The sequence below is a fragment of the Romboutsia lituseburensis genome (assembly GCF_024723825.1).
Lineage (GTDB): Bacteria > Bacillota > Clostridia > Peptostreptococcales > Peptostreptococcaceae > Romboutsia_F > Romboutsia_F lituseburensis_A.
The window spans coordinates 2196053-2215098 of sequence record NZ_JANQBQ010000001.1; the positions used below are offsets into that span (position 1 = coordinate 2196053).

The following is a 19046-nucleotide window of genomic DNA, read 5'->3' on the forward strand; positions in this document are numbered from 1 at the left end:
TATATTGCATAATATTTGCATTTTATATTCCTAATGTTTGGTTATTTTTTATCTTTTTTATAATAAAGCAAATTTTAATATAAATACGATTGATAATATTATTAATGATATTCCTACATCTTCTTTTTTGTTTGATACTAATTTTAATATTGTATATGAAATGATACCAAACATAATACCATCTGCAACACTATATGCTAAAGGCATCATTATAAATGTTAAAAATGCTGGTATCGCATCAGTCAAATCTTCAAAGTTTATTTTAAGTATTGAACTTGCCATCATAAATCCAACTAATATAAGTACTGGTGATGTAGCTTGAGCTGGTATTGATGTGAATAAAGGAGCAAAGAATAATGCTACAAAGAATAATACAGCGGTTGTAACTGCCGTTAATCCTGTTCTTCCTCCTACCGCTATACCTGAACCACTTTCTACAGTTGTAGCTAATGTTGATGTTCCTAAAACTGAAGACACTGTTGTTGAAAGAGATTCCGCTAATAATGCTTTCTTAACCCCTGGCATATTTCCATCTTCATCTATTAAATTTGCTCTATCTGCTATTCCTAATAAAAAACCTATAGAATCAAACATATTAACAAATAAAAGAGTTAATACTACAACTAACATGTCTAAACTAAATATTTCAGCCTTTTGAACTTCAAAAACTTTCATAAATACTGGATTAATAGATGGCGGTAAATCTACAACACCTTGTGGCATCGGTACTATCGAAAGCGCCATACCTATTGCTGATGTTACTATAATAGCTATTAAAAATGCTCCATTTACTTTTCTTATTAGTAAAGCTGAGGCAATTATTAATCCTACTACTGCAAGTAAAACTGTTGATGATTTTATATCTCCTAAAGATATAATCGCACCACCTTGCTTTATTATTCCTGCATTTACAAACCCTATAAATGTTATAAATAATCCTATTCCAGCTGTTATAGCATGTTTTAATACATCTGGCATGCACTCTATAATTTTCTCTCTAACATTAGTTACTGTTAATAATATAAATATGATACCTTCTATAAACATTGCACATAGCGCAAATTGCCATGTATATCCCATTCCTAAAACTACCGTATAAGTAAAAAATGCATTTATTCCCATACTTGGGGCTAATATTATTGGATAATTAGCTAATAATCCCATAACTAAACATCCTATAGCTGATGCAATTACTGTTGCTGTGAAAACAGCGCCTTTATCCATGCCTGCTTGTCCTAATATAGTAGGATTTACAACCAATATGTAAGCAATCGTCATAAAAGTAGTGACACCAGCTAATACTTCTGTTTTTACATTAGTATTGTTTTCTTTTAACTTAAATATTTTTTCTAATGTACTTACAGATGTACTATTTTGAACTGTATTTTGCATCTTGTATACCTCCTTATTTAAATTTCAAAATTGTTTTTAAAGTGATAAAAATAAAAGGCTTTTTAGCCTTTTATTTTTATCTTGTGTAAAGTGTTATATATACTTAATAGAATTATATTATTCCCACTCTATTGTTCCTGGTGGCTTACTTGTTATATCGTAAACTACTCTATTAGCTCCGTCTACTTCATTAACTATTCTATTAGATATTTTTTCTAAAACTTCATATGGCATTTTGTACCAATCTGAAGTCATTCCATCTGAAGATGTAACTGCTCTTATCCCTACTAAATATGCATAAGTTCTTTCATCTCCCATAACTCCAACAGTTTTTACATCAGGTAATGTAGCGAATGCTTGCCATATTTCTTTGTATAATCCGTGCTCTTTTAATATATCCATATATATAGCATCAGCTTCTCTTAAGATATCACATTTTTCTTTAGTTACTTCACCTATAACTCTTATTCCAAGACCTGGACCTGGGAATGGGTGTCTAAATATTAAATCTTCATCTATGCCAAGCTCTAATCCTATTTTTCTAACTTCATCTTTGAATAATTCTCTTAATGGCTCTACTATTTGGAATTCTATATCTTCAGGTATTCCACCAACATTATGGTGAGATTTTATAGTAGCAGCTTCTCCATGTCCACTTTCTACTACGTCTGGGTATATAGTTCCTTGTACTAAGAAGTCCATTTTTCCTAATTTGTTTGATTCTTCTTCAAATACTCTGATGAATTCTTCACCTATTATTTTTCTCTTAGCTTCTGGTTCTGTTACATCTTTTAGTTTACCTAAGAATCTATCTTCACAGTTAACTCTTATTAAGTTCATATCAAACTTATCTCTAAATATTCTTTCTACATCATTACCTTCATTTTTTCTAAGTAATCCATGGTCAACGAATACACAAGTTAAGTTATCTCCTATAGCTCTGTGTACAAGTACTGCTGCTACTGATGAATCAACTCCACCACTTAAAGCACATAATACTTTTTTATTACCTATTATTTCTTTTAATTCCTTTATCTTATCACTTATAAATGAATCAGTTGTCCAATCTCCACTTACATTACATACATTGTATAAGAAGTTTTTAAGAACTTTATCTCCTTCTAAGCAATGTTCAACTTCTGGATGGAACTGTACTCCATATAAATTCTTTTCTTTATTTTGCATAGCTGCAACTGGACAATCATTAGTGTGTGCAACTGATACAAATCCTTCTGGTAATACATCTATTAAATCTGTATGACTCATCCAAACAGTATTTGTAGTTATACCTTCAAATATTGGTGAGTTTTCATAAGTTATAGTTGTTTTTCCATATTCTTTTTCACTAGTGTTTCCTTTTCTTACATTACCGCCTAATATATTGGCCATTACTTGTATTCCGTAGCATATACCTAATATAGGAACTCCTATTTCAAATATTTCTTTTGCTATCTTAGGCGAATTTTCTAAGTATGCGCTATTAGGTCCTCCAGTGAATATTATCCCTTTTGGATTCATTTCCTTTATTTTTTCTATATCTGTAGTGTACGGTATTATTTCACAGTACACGTTATTTTCTCTTACTCTTCTTGCTATTAATTGGTTGTATTGTCCACCAAAATCTACTACTAATACTAATTCATGCTTCATATCTATATTTCTCCTTGTGTGCTATAGTTAGGTGCCTCTTTAGTTATTGTTATATCATGTGGATGACTTTCTTTTAAAGATGCTGCTGTTATTTTTATAAATGTGGCATTATCCATTAAATCTTGTATTGTTGGTGCTCCACAATATCCCATACCTGCTCTTAATCCACCTATCATTTGATAAACTATTTCTTCCGCTTTCCCTTTATATGCAACCATTCCTTCAACACCTTCTGGAACTAATTTCTTTGCATCTGTTTGGAAGTATCTATCTTTTGAACCTTTTTCCATAGCTCCTATAGATCCCATTCCTCTATATGTTTTATATGATCTACCTCTGTAAAGAACTGTTTCTCCTGGACTCTCTTCTGTTCCTGCAAATAATGATCCCATCATACATACAGAAGCTCCAGCAGCTAATGCTTTTACTACATCCCCAGAGTATTTAATTCCACCATCTGCTATTACTGGTACTCCATATTTATGACCTACTTCAGCACAATCCATAACAGCTGTTACTTGAGGAACCCCGATACCTGCAACTACTCTAGTTGTACATATAGACCCTGGTCCTATTCCAACCTTAACACAGTCAGCTCCTGCTTTTATTAAATCTTCTGTAGCTCCTGGTGTTGCTACATTTCCAGCTATAACTTGAAGATTTGGGTAAGCTGTCTTAACTTTTGTTACGGCTTCCATGACACCTTTAGAGTGACCATGTGCACTATCTAAAACTATTGCATCTACATTTGCTTTTACTAATGCATCTACTCTATCCATAAGGTCTGCACTTATTCCTACTGCAGCCCCGCATAATAATCTTCCACGATTATCTTTTGCAGAATTAGGATATTGTATTTTCTTTTCTATATCTTTTATAGTTATTAAACCTTTTAAATGACCTTCATCATCTACTAGTGGTAATTTTTCTATTTTATGCTTTTTAAGTATTTGTTGAGCTTCAGCTAAATTTATTCCTTCTTTAGCTGTTACTAAGTTTTCCTTAGTCATTGCATCTTCAATACTCTTTGTCATATCATCTTCAAATTTTATATCTCTATTAGTTATAATTCCTATTAATTTTTTATTATCATCTACGATTGGCACACCTGATATTTTATATCTTGCCATTATATCATCTGCATCTTGTATAGTGTGGTTTTTTGATAAGTAGAAAGGATCTACTATAACTCCACTCTCACTTCTTTTTACTTTATCAACCTCTAGAGCTTGTTCTTCTATAGACATATTTTTGTGTATTATACCTATACCACCTTGTCTAGCCATTGATATAGCCATTTTAGATTCTGTAACTGTATCCATTCCTGCACTCATTAGAGGAATATTTAGTTTTATAGTTTTTGTTAAGTACGTTTCTGTACTAACATCCTTTGGTAATACCTCCGATTTTTGAGGAATTAATAAAACATCATCAAAAGTTAAGCCTTCTTTTAAAATAGTTGCCATTGTAGATCTCCCTTCCCTTGTTAGTTTTTATCAAATTATACGAATGTTAATTTTATTTTTTTTATATTTGTTCGTCTTTAATTATGGTACAAAAAAACCTGTATAGTAACTTCCATATTATTCTCATAAAAGTGAAATTACTATACAGGCTTCCAAAATATCTTCTACTTTCTAGCCAACTTCTAGGGATTTCTTATCAGCCTAGGCGTTTACTTTATCCGATATTCTGCTAATAATAATTTCACTCATAGTCAAGATATTTACGGTATCTCGGTAGAAACTCTCAGACCTTATTTCCGAGTATATACGAGTGATATATTGTATAATTAATAAATGATTTCTTTAAGTTAAATCTTAATTTATCAAAAAATATTTATTATGTCAATAAGTTTATATTAAATTCTTCATTTATCACATGATTTATTTTATATAGTAGCTGATTCAATGAGATTTTGTTGAATTTTGCAATTTTTTTGCATTCTTCGTATTCTGGAGTCACTTTTATAAGTTTTCCGTCATAATACCCTAATTTAACTTTTACATCACCGTATGGAGTATTTATCTTTGAAAATTGCCTTTTTAAAACCACTCTATTGTACTTATGATATCTCACTCCAAAAGTAGTTGTTTCTTTTAGTAATAATTCTACAAATTTTTGCAAATTCCTTTCTTCACATAAAATTGATAGCTTTATCGCAGGTCTATTTTTTTTCATATATATACTTTCTGTATATATATCTAATGCACCTTCTTCGAGTATTTGTTCATACAGGTATGAATATACCTCTGAAGACATATCATCAATATTTGCACTTATTTCATATATAAATTCTTCTTTTTTTTTATGCCTAAGATAGTTCTTAGCATATTTGGTATTTCAAATTGTTTTCGTCCTATTCCGTATCCAATTTGTTTTACTTCAAACTCTAAAGTATCTACAAATTCATCACATAGTGTTTTTAGTATAGCTGCCCCTGTAGGTGTTGTACACTCGCCCTTTACTGTATTTAATTTTATAGGAACACCTTTTAAAATTTCAGCAGTAGCAGGTGCAGGAACTGGCATTATTCCATGATCACATTTAACAAATCCAGATCCAACCGGAATAGTATTAGCGTATATTTTATCTATACATAATAAGTCTATTAATATGCATGCTCCTACTATATCAATTATGGAGTCAATAGCCCCTACTTCATGAAAATGTATTTTATCTATAGTAGTTCCATGAACTTTTGATTCTGCTTCTCCTATAGTCATAAATATGTTTTTGGACATGATCTTAACGTTTTCATTCAAGCCACTTTTATCAATAATATCAAACACATCTATCAGATGTCTATGAGCATTAGACTCTTTAGCAACTACCTCTACATTAGTTCCTAATATCCCACTTTCATTTTTTTGTGTTATTAAAATTTCAAACTCGTCTTTAATGCTTAGCTTTTTTATTTCTTCTAAAAAAAGTTCCTTTGGAACTCCTAAATCTAATAATGTAGCTAAAGTCATATCTCCAGAAATCCCATTGACTACATCAAAATAAAGTATCCTTTGTTCCATATTTATCTCCTTAGATATTTGTCTTTATATATTTTGTTTAATTTGAACATGGTAAATTAAGTGTATTCCCACAAATTCACCTTTGTATATATATATTTATATAATTTCAATTTATTTACTGTACAAATTTTATTTTATAAATAAAATTTATTTACTTTAATTTATTTATCATAGACGCTAAATATCCAGCACCAAACCCATTATCTATATTAACAACAGATATCCCTGATGCACAACTATTTAACATTGTTAGAAGAGCCGATAGTCCTCCAAAATTAGCTCCATAGCCAACTGAAGTAGGTACTGCTATCACAGGAACATCTACTAATCCCCCTACTACGCTAGGTAAAGCACCCTCCATACCTGCTACCGCTATAATAACTCTAGCTTCCTGAATTATAGGTAAACGATTTAATAGTCTATGTATACCTGCCACTCCTACATCATATAATTTTACTACTTCATTTCCTAAAAATTTAGCTGTATAGTATGCCTCATCTGCAACTGGTATATCCGAAGTGCCCCCTGTTATAACTAAAACTTTACCTTTCCCGCGATTTATAATCTCTTTATTTTGTATTTTTATAATTTTTGATAATTCTTCGTATTCTGCATGATTATAAATCTGTTTAACTTTATCGTATGTTTCTTTTTTACATCTTGTCCCTAATATATTAGACCCTTTTTTATTCATCTTTTCTATTATTCCCAATATATGCTCATCACTTTTTCCTTCACAGTATATAACCTCAGGATATCCATTTCTTATTTCTCTATGATGATCTATATTAGCATATCCTAAATCTTCATACATAAAATTTTTTAGCTGATCCATGGCTTGATTAATATCTAAATCATTATCCTTTACTCGCTCTAATAAACGCCTAATATCCATTGTATCCCTCTCTTTTACTTATATAATTTATAAAAGTTTTATCATCTAATATCTATTTTAAACTATAAATATATATATTCATATTTAAATACTTGTAAGATTTAAAATATACATACGTCAAGCATTCATAATTTCTTTAAACTATACTTAAATAATAGTTAGTATTTATATGCGTAAAAAAAGAGTAACTGTCGTTACTCTTTTTTTAATAGTATAGATTACATCATCCCTGGCATTCCTGCACCCATTCCTGGCATTGCATCTTCTTTACTTGGAAGATCTGCAACTGCAGCTTCTGTTGTTAAGAATACTCCAGCTATAGATGCTGCATTTTGTAATGCTGTTCTAGTAACCTTAGTTGGGTCAACTATACCAGCTTCTATCATATTTACGTATTTTTCATTAAATGCATCAAATCCAATCTCAGGATCTTCAGACATAACTTTTTGTATTATAACAGCTCCCTCAAGACCTGTATTTATAGCTATTTGTCTTAGAGGCTCTTCTAATGATTTTCTTATTATTTTAGCACCTATCTTAACTTCACCTTCAAGCTCTTCTACTAACTTATCTAGTGCTGGTATTACACTTACTAATGCAGTACCTCCACCAGCAACTATACCTTCTTCAACAGCTGCTCTTGTAGCATTAAGTGCATCTTCTATTCTTAATTTTCTTTCTTTCATTTCAACTTCTGTAGCAGCTCCAACTTTTATTACAGCTACTCCACCAGCAAGTTTAGCTAATCTTTCCATTAACTTTTCTTTATCAAATTCAGAAGTAGTTTCTTCTACTTGATGTTTTATTTGGTTAACTCTGTTTTCTATTGCAGCCTTATCTCCAAATCCATCTACTATTGTAGTATTTTCTTTAGTTACCTTAACAGAGCTAGCTCTACCTAACATAGTTACATCAGTTTCTTTTAAATCATATCCTAATTCTTCTGATACTACAGTTCCACCTGTAAGTGTTGCTATATCTTCAAGCATTGCTTTTCTTCTATCTCCAAATCCTGGAGCTTTAACAGCAACAACTTCAAATGTTCCTCTTAACTTATTAACAACTAATGTAGATAATGCTTCTCCATCTACATCTTCAGCTATTATTAATAATTTCTTACCTTGTTGAACTATTTGTTCAAGCACTGGTAATATATCTTGTATATTTGATATTTTTCTATCAGTTATTAATATATATGGATCATTTAAAACAGCTTCCATTTTATCAACATCTGTTACCATGTAAGCAGACACAAATCCTCTATCAAATTGCATACCTTCTACTGCATCTAATTCAGTATGCATTGTTTTAGATTCTTCAACTGTTATAACTCCATCTTTACCTACTATTTCCATAGCTTCTGCTATTAATTTACCTACTTCATCATCACCTGCTGATATTGAAGCAACATTAGATATAGATTCTTTATCTTCTATTACTCTTGATTGACTTTTTAATTCTTCAACTGCAACTTCAACAGCTTTTTGTATACCTCTTCTAAGTAAAACAGGGTTTGCTCCTGCTGTTACATTCTTTAACCCTTCTCTTATTATAGCTTGAGCTAAAACTGTAGCAGTAGTAGTACCATCACCAGCAACATCATTAGTTTTAGTAGCAACTTCTTTAACTAATTGAGCTCCCATATTTTCAAATCTATCTTCTAACTCTATTTCTTTAGCTATTGTAACACCATCATTTGTTATAAGAGGTGCACCAAATTTTTTATCTAATATAACATTTCTTCCCTTAGGTCCTAATGTAACTTTTACTGTATCAGCTAATTTATTTACGCCATTTTCTAAAGATCTTCTTGAATCTTGCCCAAATTTTATTTCTTTAGCCATTTTTATCCCCTCCTAAATATTTATTCTATTACAGCTAATATTTCATTTTGTCTTAATATTGTATACTCTTTACCTTCTATTTTAACTTCTGTTCCTGCATATTTCTGGAATATCACTTTATCTCCAACTTTAAGCTCCATAGCTATCTCTTTTCCATCTACAACTCCACCTGGTCCTACTTCTACAACTTCTGCCATTTGAGGTTGTTCCTTAGCTGCCCCTGGTAATACTATTCCACTTGCAGTTTTTTCTTCAGCTTCTAATTTTTTTATAACTACTCTATCAGCTAATGGTCTTATTTTCATAATTTTTCCCTCCTAATGAATTGTATTTTGTATGTAAAAAAATATATACCATAATAATTTTATCACTCTCTTAACTAGAGTGCTAACAATTATTATAGTATACTAAATATATAAATTTTTCAATAGTTTTTATTAAATATTTATAATATAGGAGAAAATAATCTAGCTATTGATTCCTTCACCTTTATAGCGAAATTTCTCTTGCTAAAATCAGCGTCTTTTATCTCCTCACTATTGTCCAAATCATCAAAGAAATCTTTGGTCATTATTTCTACTACTTTTTTATCATATATAAATGCATTTATCTCAAAGTTTAGCATAAAACTTCTTAAATCCATATTAGCTGAACCAGTAGATGCTATCTTATCATCAATTATAACAATCTTAGAATGTATAAACCCTTTAGTATATAAATATACCTTACCTCCTGATCTTAATATATCATCAAAATATGAATAAGATGCACTGTTTACTATTTTATGATCAGCTATTTTAGGGAATATAATTCTTACATCTACTCCACTTAAAGCCGCACTTTTTAATGCTCTTAAAATACTTTCATCTGGTATAAAATAAGGTGTTTCAATATATATATTCTTTTTTGCCTGACATATGGCAGAAAAATAGGCATAATGAATAGCTTCCCAATCACTATCCGGGCCGCTCGCTACAACTTGAACCATACTATCCCCACAATATTCCATTTTAGGGAAGTATTTTTTTACCATAATTACATCTCTTGTTGTATAGTACCAATCTATTAAGAAAACCATCTGTAGCATATAGACTGATGTTCCCTCTATACGAATATGCGTATCTCTCCAATATCCAAATTTTTTATTTTTACCTACATACTCGTCTCCTATATTAATTCCGCCTGTATATCCTATTTTTCCATCTATTACAACTATTTTTCTATGGTTTCTATAATTCAGTTTGCCTCCTATTACAGGAAACTTCGCAGGTAAAAACGGTTGAATTTCTATTCCATTCTTTTTCATTTCATTAAAATACTTTCTATGAAACCAAAATCTCCAACAACCTACATCATCATATAGAATTCTTATTTTTACGCCTTCCTTAGCTTTTTCAATTAGCAAATCTTTAATCTTCCTACCAATATCACTATCCTTAATAATAAAATATTCTAAATGTATATGTTCTTTTGCTTCCTTTATATCTTTTATAAGATTTTCAAACTTTTGAATTCCATCAATATATACATCTATTTTATTATTCGTTGTAAACGGGAACATTCCTGTATTTAATAAAAGACTTATTACCCTTTTTTTAGTGTTTTCATCTTTATCTTCATGTAATAATTTGCTTTGCTTTATACAGTCTTGTTCTATTTCTACCAATTCTTCTATTTCTTTTAGGTTTTCAAATAATTTTTCTTCTTTTATACTATTTGCTAATTTCTGAGTTTTAAACAATTTCCTTTTTCTTATGTTTCTTCCAAATACAGCATACATTACCAACCCAATACCAGGAAGTAATATAAATATTAGCAACCACGTGACTGTTCTAGCAGGGTCTCTATTCTCAAGTATAATAGACATGGATATTATCGCTCCAGCCACATAGGATATTACTAGGTAACTTAAAAACAAAAATCCTCCAATACTCATGGCTAATCCCTCTTCTTATTTTGATTTTATCTGCCTATACCTAATTCCCTTGCATAATAGAATAAATATTGTTGTGCAAATCCAGCCAAATCTCCAAATTTATCAATTGCATATTTTCTTATCTTAGGTAAACTCATATCTTCTTCTACGTAAAACTCTTGCATTACTCTCTTTACCCAAACATCTACAGGGAATGTATCATACTTTTGCATCCCAAATAAAGCTATACAATCTCCTACTTTAGGTCCGACTCCATTAAATTTAGTTAATTCTTTTATGCATTCTTCTGTACTTAAATTAGTATATGCAGATATGTTTTCTTTATTTTCAATTACACTTTCTGTTGTACTTTTTATATACTTATCTCTAAACCCTGTTTGACAAGCTCTTATTTCTTCTTGTGATGCTTTGTTTAACTCCTCTGGAGTTGGAAATGCATAATATTCTTTTCCTTCATACTCTCCTATAAATTTACCATACTTTCTAGATAAATTTTCTATTGCTTTTTGTATCATAGGAATCCTATTATTTGAAGATATTATAAAAGATATAAGCATCTCCCATCCATCCTGTTGTAGTATCCTTATTCCCCATCCAAAATCACAAGCTTTATCTAAATACTCATCCATATTTTTTAGAGTATTTTTTATTTCTGTGTAATTTGTTCCTAAATCAAAATAATTATACCAAATAGTATTAAAATCCTCTAAATTTGTATTATTTAAGTAAATTTTATCATTGTCCTTACTAACATTTATAACTTTTCCTTTAGTTACTCCTGTATATGATCCATCATCTTGTCTGTGCCATCTAAAACATTGCCCACATTCAAATATATGTTTTGGATCAAAATCTGCTACTCCTTCTAATATAACTGAATTATTTTTTTCATAAACCTTCATTATTTACTTCTCCTTTTGGGTATATATTTATATTATATTTAATATTTTTAATTTACCCATATTTTGCATAAATTAAATTAGGTTTTTGTTATATGCAAATTTAATTTTAAAAGTATAGGGTAGAATTAAGATTTTTTTTTTGATAAAATACAGAAGACATTATTTTTAGAAGGTGATTTTATATGAATAACGGCGGCGTATTTATTGCTATAGAAGGAGCTATCGGTGTAGGAAAAACTACACTTGCAACTATTCTTAATGAACATTTTGGTTATACTCTATTAAGAGAAATAGTTGAAGAAAATCCTTTTTTATCAAAATTTTATACTGATATTAAAGAATATGCTTTACAAACAGAAGCATTTTTTCTATTTAATAGAGTAAAACAATTAGAAGATATTGAAAAAAATGAATTAAACAAATCACATGGCGTAGTAAGTGACTATCATATTATTAAAAATCTTATATTCGCAGGAATAACACTTGATAAAATGCAATTCCACAAATATAAGCAAATGTATAATATATTTGTTAATGATTTACCTCAACCAGATATAATAATATACTTAAATTCTGAAACAGACGTCTTAATGAAAAGAATCGCTACAAGAGATAGAAGTTTCGAAAGACAGATGGACAGAAACTATATTCATGAACTAAGTACAGAGTATAAATATTACTTCAATCCATTATCTATAAAACATAATTTTATGGGTAAAGAACCTTTAGTTATAGAAGTAGACAACTCAAAACTAGATTTCTTAAACAATGAAGATGATAGACAATTTATAATAAACAAAGTCGAGGACGCTATAAAAACCCTAGGAGGAAATTAAAATGTTTAATTTAATAAATAAATGTAATAAGCCATTAAATAGAGATTTATTCATCACGGTAGCGGGAAATGTAGGTGCTGGAAAATCTACTTTGACAAAATTAGTTGGAGAAAAATTTGGATTTGAAACTCACTTTGAAAAAGTTGATGGCAATCCATACCTAGGAGATTTTTATGGCAATCAAGAAAAATGGGGATTCCATTTACAATTATACTTCCTAGCTCAAAGATTTAAACAACAAAAAGAAATAGATAACAATGGATTAAATAATATACAAGATAGAAGCATATATGAAGATGTCGAAATATTTGCTAGAAACTTATATGATAATAAAAAAATGACTAAAAGAGATTATATAACTTATAGAGATTTATTTAATGATATGGTACCTTATCTAAGAAGACCGGATTTAATGATATACTTAGATGGTTCCATAGATACTATAATTCATAGAATAGAGCTTAGAGGTCGTGAGATGGAAAAAGCCGTTGATCTAGGTTATTGGACTAACCTTCATAATAGATATGAAAAATGGATAGGTGAATATGATCAATCACCAGTTTTATATGTTGATATAAATAAAGTTGATTTAATAAATAATCCAGAGCATCTTGATATGCTGTGTGATGAAATAAAGAAAATATTAGGAATGTAGATATCTACATTCTTTTTTTGCATACAGTGAAACTATGATCATAAATAATTGGCTCAAATATTACTATATCAATTAACTTGTATTAAGTAAAAAATAAATGTTTAAACAACGGACGAAATCGTTGATATCATAACCGAAGCTAATTTTTTATTATAGATATTTTTATAAAAAATACTATATATATATTGCATGAATAGATGTATTTTTAACCTCAATGGAAGTTTTTCTTTAATTTGTTACAAAATTTCCGATAATATTAACTGGATTATATTATCCATATTTTGGTATTATATGGTAAGACCAATAAATATAATTTTAATAGGAGGAGATATATTGATTTTAAATATAGCTATATGTGATGATGAAAAAATTCATCGAGATATTTTAAAAAAATACTTAGTACAAACTTTAAATAGCGAATCTTATAGTTTAATAGAGTTTGATAGTGGGGAAAATTTATTAGATAATTATCCTAATAATATTGATTTACTTTTGTTAGATATTCAGATGAAAAGTATAGATGGGTTCGATCTAGCTAAAGAAATAAGAACGTTTGATACAAGTGTACACATAATATTTACAACTGCTTTTGAAGATTTTATGCAAAAGGGGTATGAGGTTAGAGCATTTAGATATTTATTAAAGCCTATACAGTATAATGATTTTTCTAAACACATATTAGAATGCATCAACAGTATAAGTGAAGAATATAAAAATTTTATAACTGTTAAAGAAAGTACTTCCGGTCAAATAATAAAAATTCCCATTTCTTCTATTTTATTTGTAGAAACTATTTCTAGATTTGTGTTAATTCATACAGATTCTTATGTTTACAAGTCTAGAATTAATCTTAATAAAATAGAAGATTCTTTGAAAGGAAATAATTTTTTTAGATGCCATAGATCATATTTAATCAATTTAAATAAAGTTAATTGTATTACTAAAAATTCAGCATTAATTAAAGACCATGAAATATTTGTTAGTAAATATAAAATTAAAGAATTAAAAATAGCTCTTACAAATGTACTCGGGGATTTATTATGTTAGAACTTCATGATACTTTTATAAATTTTATAGATTTTTTTAGCGGACTTATATATTTATTTTTCTTCAAAATAGGTTTAGATCATTTAAGCGAAAAAAAATATAATAATATTTTTATTTATATAACATTACTATTACTTTCTATATTCACATATTATTATGATTTTGATGCTCCTATTATTTTCGCATTTGCTTGTATATTATTCTACAAGCTTAATTATAAAGTTAAATTTTTAAAATGTATTGTCATGAGTTTTATATATTGGCTTTTTATGTATATTACTATGGAGTATATAAGTGTATATTTGGCATTTCTTATAAATTATAATGACTTAGCTAATGATTATTATATAAATATAGATAGTGTTGTTTTAGAAAGTATTATAATCCAAGCTATTTTTATGCTACTCGCTTTATACATATTTATATATATAAAAAAATTTTTTAAGCTAAAAAAAATCTCTCATATATTTATACTTATTCCTATTTTAATAAATATATCAACTTTAATACTATCTTTTAGATTAATTGCTGTGGATAATAGTATTACACATATAAATGATCTAATATTAATTTTAATACCTATTTTAGTATTAATTTCTAATATATATTTTTTTCTTATAGTTAAAAGGTACATTAGAAGTTATAAATTTGAATATGAAAATGAAATTTTAAAAGCTAATATTTTAAAAGAATATAATTATTACTTAAATATGAGTAAAGAAAAAGAGAAAATTAGAAATATTCATCACGATATGAAGAATCATATTATTTGTATTAGGCATTTATGTGAAAGCAATGAACTAGAAAAAATAATTACATACATTGATGATATAGAATCTAAAACTTGTAATTATTCAAAGTATAAAGATATCCTAAATACAGGCAATATGATATTAGATTCTATTTTAATTAACAAGAAATCAATATGTAAAAATAAAGAAATAAACTTTAATATAGATATGGATTTTTCAAAAAATGACTTTATAGACATGATAGATGTTTGCACTATTTTTTCTAATTTAATAGACAATGCTATAGAAGCATGTGATAAAATTGCAGATTCTAATCTATCTAAAAATATAGTATTGAAAAGTAAATATATTGATAATTTCTGTGTTATTGTAATTGAAAATACTAAAATTAATAAAATAAAGAAAAAAAATGGTACATTTTTAACTAGTAAAATAGATTCATCTATGCATGGAATAGGCTTAAAAAATGCTATAAGTACAGTTGAAAAATACTCAGGAAATGTCGTCATAACTCATGATGATAATATATTCAAAGTTAAAATCGTTATACCTAATACATAAATAAAAACCCTACTTATCAAAATAAGAAGGGTTTTTTTATTATAATAATATATTAATTAAAATTACTGCTGACACCACTTGTAACATTCCTACAAATAATCCATATAATGATACAGTTTTACCTTGTTTTATTAAATCTTTTATATTAACTCTTAAACCAATAGCTGCTAATGCTATTATCTCAAATTTGTTACTTAGCACTTTACACATTTCTGAAACTTCTGGAGATATTATATTTGTAGAGAATAATGCACAAGTTATAAAAAATCCCAATACATACCAAGGAACTTTTATTTTTCCTTTTTTAGTATCTTCTATTTCTTCCTCTATGATATCATGATTTGTTTTGTTCTTTAAATGTCCAAATAAAAATACTACTGCTACTAATAATATTACTCTTACTATTTTAAATATAGTTGATAAGTCTTTGACTGGCTCGCTTACCATAGCTCCACTGGCTACAACTTGACCTACAGATTGTAATGTTCCACCTATCATGGCTGATGTTTGTACAGCTTCATGACTATATAATTTTTGAGTTAAAACAGGTAATAAAAACATTAAAAATATTCCAGTAACATTTACTATTGTTATTGCTATACCTTTGTCTTTATCTTTTGCATTTATAACAGGAGCTGTAGCTGCTATTGCAGATGAACCGCATACTGCATTACCTGCTGCCATAAGGAATCTGAAATCTTGTCCAAACCCTAATTTTTTTCCTATATATAAAGCACCTGCTATAGTAACTGACATTTGTAATACTACAAATAGTATTCCGTTAAAACCTAACTCCATTAATGTTGATACGCTTAAAGTTGATCCTAATAATACTATAGAGTATGATAATAAGTCAGTTTCTGAAAACTTATATCCCTTTTGAAAAACTTCTTGCCCTAAAAATACATTACCTACAAACATACCTAAAAATATAGATATTGTTGCTGCTCCTAACTTTGGAACTACTTGAGATAAAAGCATACTAGCTAGACCTATAAGTACTGATACTGCTAATCCTGGTAAAATTTCTTTTATTTTATAAAAAATATTATTGCTATTTGTTATTCTATTTATTCCGTTCATTTATATCATCCTTTCTTTTTTATTTTTTAATCTCTTGTTTATGTTTTTAGTATACATCCATAATGATTATAAGTAAAATAAATATAAAATATAATTACTATTAATATTTTTAATGATTAGAGTTATAATATACTTATAGATTATTATTGGAGGTGTTTTATTTGCTAGAGGAATTAAAAACTTTTATTGCTGTTGTGGAGCATAAAAATTTTACTAAGGCTGGTGAACATTTAAATTTATCTCAGCCAAGTGTAAGTACTCATATAAAAAATTTAGAAAACCATTTTGGAGTTGTACTAATCAATAGGTCAGTTAAACAAAAAACAATCTTTATAACAGATAGTGGATATACATTATATAAAAAAGCAAAAGAAATTCTAAATTTATTAGATACTACATATATGGAGGTTCGTAATACTTCAGATTCTATAAAAGGAAGCTTAAAGGTTGGGGCTAGTATGACTATTGGTGAATATATATTGCCTATGTTTTTAGCTACTTTTTCTGAAAAATACCCAGATGTAGATGTGGAAATATTTATAAATAATACTCATTCAATATGCTCTAGTCTGAAAGAGCTTACATTAGACATTGGTTTAATTGAAGGAAATTCTCCATATTCTAACTTTACACAAGAATATTTTTTACAAGATAAAATGATGCTAGCTTTTCCATATACGTCAAATTTAGATACTAAGAATTTTTCATTTGATATTTTAGAAGATCAAAAATGGATTGTTCGTGAGGAAGGTTCTGGTACAAGAGAGTTTTTAAATATGTTCTTAGCTACTAATGAAATTATACCTAAAGGAATTATGATTTTAGGTAGTAATTATGCAGTAAAAGAAGCTGTTAAAAATAAACTAGGAATTACTATAATATCTGAATTCGTTACTAATCCAGCTGTTTTAAATAAGGAACTATCTACAATTGATTTAGGTAGTTCATACACTAGACATTTCTCTTATATTTTACCTAAAAACATAACTATATCTAAAGCATCTCAAGTTTTTCTAGACGAATTAAAACATTATGCATATAATTTAAATAAAAAATAGCTTATAAATAAGTTCCCTTAACTGACGCCTAATGGTTGTCAGTTTTTTTGTATTCAAACTACAATTTGATTTATTCAATATTTAATTCATTTTTAAGATACATATGTATAATTGTGCCAATTTTAAATTTATAATATAATTAAAATGTAGTTATTTTATTTTTAAAGAAAGAAGGAATGGTTTTATGGCTCTTTGTTGCAGGGATTTATTTCAACTTAAAAATTTTTCAAAAGCAAAGTTACTTGCTGGAGAAAAGGGATTAAACCGTGAAATTTCTTGGCCTTATGTAAGAATGACAGAATCTATTTCTCAGTGGCTTTATGGTCAAGAATTGATATTTGTTATTTATACAGATATAGAAAAAGATGATAATAGTTTCTTATTATTGATAGAAGAATGTATTTATAAAAAGCTTTCCGGAATTGTAATTTTAATTGATGATAAGCATATAAATAGCATACCTGAAAATGTAATAGATAGAGCAAATGAAGCGAATTTCCCTGTTTTCATAATGCCTTGGGATGTTAAATTAATAGATATTACACAAGAAATTTTATTTAAATCAGAACAAAATCAGGAAGAAAAAAAGAATGCAAAACGATTTTTAGAATCAATTATCTTTTCGCAAGATAATTTCCAAGAAGACATATATGCTCTAGCAGAATTTTATAATATAAAATTAAGACCTTTCCACTATGTATGCATATTTAAAATGAAAAATACATCTAATATTTCCTATGATTTAGAACAAATTAGTAAGCATATAATTCATTCATTAGAAGAAGCATTAAATATAGAAAATCAAACTTTAATTCCTATGGAATACGCAAATAGCTTGATGTTTTTAATGTTTACCAATGATTATAATGAAGGTAAGAAATCATTAGAAGCTGTAGAAGCTGTGTTTAATCTTTTAAGCTCTAAATATTCAGAAGTTGAAATCAGCTTAAGTTTTAGCCGTATAAGAGAAACCACTTCTGATATAAAAATAAGTTATAAAGAAGCTTTTAAAGCCTTATCTATGATTGATATATGCCATAGAGATTCAAAAATTATTAAATATAAGGAACTAGGAATTATCAGGTGGTTAGTCGAACTTTCTAATATTAAGGAAATTCAGCAATATTGTTATGAAAACTTAGGTCCTATTTTAGAACATGATAAAAATCATGGAATGGATTTAATGGGAACCTTAAAATGTTATTTTCAAAATAACAGACATTTATTAAAAACTTCCCAAGAGCTTTTTATTCATAGAAATACATTGATTTATAGATTATCAACAATCAAGGACCTTTTAAAAATAGATTTAGATGATGCAATGATAGATTTAGAACTTTTTAATAGCATATTAATTTATGAATTCATTAATCTTCAAAATAAAAAACCCCTATGATAATACATAGGGG

General features: G+C 28.1%; 15 protein-coding genes, 1 pseudogene and 1 riboswitch. Of the genes and pseudogenes, 6 read left to right on the forward strand and 10 right to left on the reverse strand.

What is annotated here, in order from left to right:
* Positions 1 to 57 precede the first annotated feature (57 nt).
* The 9 genes and pseudogenes from NWE74_RS10525 to NWE74_RS10565 form a co-directional block, all read right to left on the reverse strand.
* A complete protein-coding gene (locus NWE74_RS10525) occupies positions 58 to 1392 on the reverse strand; it encodes an NCS2 family permease (protein ID WP_258243128.1) in 1335 nt (444 codons plus the stop codon).
* A 117-nt stretch (positions 1393 to 1509) separates the two neighbouring features.
* Positions 1510 to 3042 carry a glutamine-hydrolyzing GMP synthase gene (gene guaA, locus NWE74_RS10530; RefSeq protein WP_258243129.1) on the reverse strand — a complete coding sequence of 511 codons (1533 nt, stop codon included), beginning with the start codon at positions 3040 to 3042 and terminating at the stop codon, positions 1510 to 1512.
* A 2-nt stretch (positions 3043 to 3044) separates the two neighbouring features.
* Positions 3045 to 4508 (reverse strand): IMP dehydrogenase, encoded by a 1464-nt coding sequence (gene guaB, locus NWE74_RS10535; RefSeq protein WP_258243130.1) that lies wholly within the window; start codon positions 4506 to 4508, stop codon positions 3045 to 3047.
* Between the two features lie 228 nt (positions 4509 to 4736).
* Positions 4737 to 4838: riboswitch (purine riboswitch) on the reverse strand.
* Between the two features lie 46 nt (positions 4839 to 4884).
* Positions 4885 to 6068, reverse strand: a pseudogene (gene larC / locus NWE74_RS19305) (nickel pincer cofactor biosynthesis protein LarC).
* Between the two features lie 151 nt (positions 6069 to 6219).
* Positions 6220 to 6963 (reverse strand): nickel pincer cofactor biosynthesis protein LarB, encoded by a 744-nt coding sequence (gene larB / locus NWE74_RS10545; RefSeq protein WP_258243131.1) that lies wholly within the window; start codon positions 6961 to 6963, stop codon positions 6220 to 6222.
* A 218-nt stretch (positions 6964 to 7181) separates the two neighbouring features.
* A complete protein-coding gene (gene groL, locus NWE74_RS10550) occupies positions 7182 to 8807 on the reverse strand; it encodes a chaperonin GroEL (RefSeq protein WP_258243132.1) in 1626 nt (541 codons plus the stop codon).
* Between the two features lie 20 nt (positions 8808 to 8827).
* Entirely contained in the window at positions 8828 to 9112 is a 285-nt protein-coding gene (locus NWE74_RS10555) for a co-chaperone GroES (protein WP_092727282.1), read from the reverse strand.
* Positions 9113 to 9252: 140 nt separating this feature from the next.
* The gene (cls, locus tag NWE74_RS10560; protein ID WP_258243133.1) at positions 9253 to 10743 is read right to left on the reverse strand and encodes a cardiolipin synthase; all 1491 of its coding nucleotides are present in this window, start codon (positions 10741 to 10743) and stop codon (positions 9253 to 9255) included.
* A 26-nt stretch (positions 10744 to 10769) separates the two neighbouring features.
* Positions 10770 to 11645, reverse strand: coding sequence for a DNA-3-methyladenine glycosylase family protein (locus NWE74_RS10565; protein WP_258243134.1), 876 nt, complete (start codon positions 11643 to 11645; stop codon positions 10770 to 10772).
* 182 nt (positions 11646 to 11827) lie between these two features.
* Between NWE74_RS10565 and NWE74_RS10570 the strand changes: the two genes are divergently transcribed.
* From NWE74_RS10570 to NWE74_RS10585, 4 genes are all read left to right on the forward strand, one after another.
* Positions 11828 to 12481: a deoxynucleoside kinase gene (locus NWE74_RS10570; protein WP_258243135.1), complete on the forward strand. Its 654-nt coding sequence runs from the start codon at positions 11828 to 11830 to the stop codon at positions 12479 to 12481.
* Between the two features lies 1 nt (position 12482).
* On the forward strand, positions 12483 to 13136 hold the full coding sequence (locus NWE74_RS10575; protein WP_258243136.1) for a deoxynucleoside kinase: 654 nt from the start codon (positions 12483 to 12485) through the stop codon (positions 13134 to 13136).
* A 333-nt stretch (positions 13137 to 13469) separates the two neighbouring features.
* A complete protein-coding gene (locus NWE74_RS10580; RefSeq protein WP_258243137.1) occupies positions 13470 to 14183 on the forward strand; it encodes a LytR/AlgR family response regulator transcription factor in 714 nt (237 codons plus the stop codon).
* Positions 14177 to 15496 (forward strand): sensor histidine kinase, encoded by a 1320-nt coding sequence (locus NWE74_RS10585; protein WP_258243138.1) that lies wholly within the window; start codon positions 14177 to 14179, stop codon positions 15494 to 15496. The genes NWE74_RS10580 and NWE74_RS10585 overlap by 7 nt, the downstream gene beginning before the upstream one ends.
* A gap of 39 nt (positions 15497 to 15535) precedes the next feature.
* Here NWE74_RS10585 and NWE74_RS10590 read toward each other — a convergent pair whose 3' ends face one another.
* Positions 15536 to 16579, reverse strand: a complete 1044-nt coding sequence (locus NWE74_RS10590) for a YeiH family protein (protein ID WP_258243139.1) — start codon at positions 16577 to 16579, stop codon at positions 15536 to 15538.
* A gap of 161 nt (positions 16580 to 16740) precedes the next feature.
* On the opposite strand from NWE74_RS10590, the gene NWE74_RS10595 reads away from it, so the two are divergent.
* Together NWE74_RS10595 and NWE74_RS10600 are read left to right on the forward strand one after the other, a co-directional pair.
* Positions 16741 to 17637, forward strand: a complete 897-nt coding sequence (locus NWE74_RS10595) for a LysR substrate-binding domain-containing protein (RefSeq protein ID WP_258243140.1) — start codon at positions 16741 to 16743, stop codon at positions 17635 to 17637.
* 184 nt (positions 17638 to 17821) lie between these two features.
* Positions 17822 to 19033 (forward strand): PucR family transcriptional regulator, encoded by a 1212-nt coding sequence (locus NWE74_RS10600; RefSeq protein ID WP_258243141.1) that lies wholly within the window; start codon positions 17822 to 17824, stop codon positions 19031 to 19033.
* Positions 19034 to 19046 lie beyond the last annotated feature (13 nt).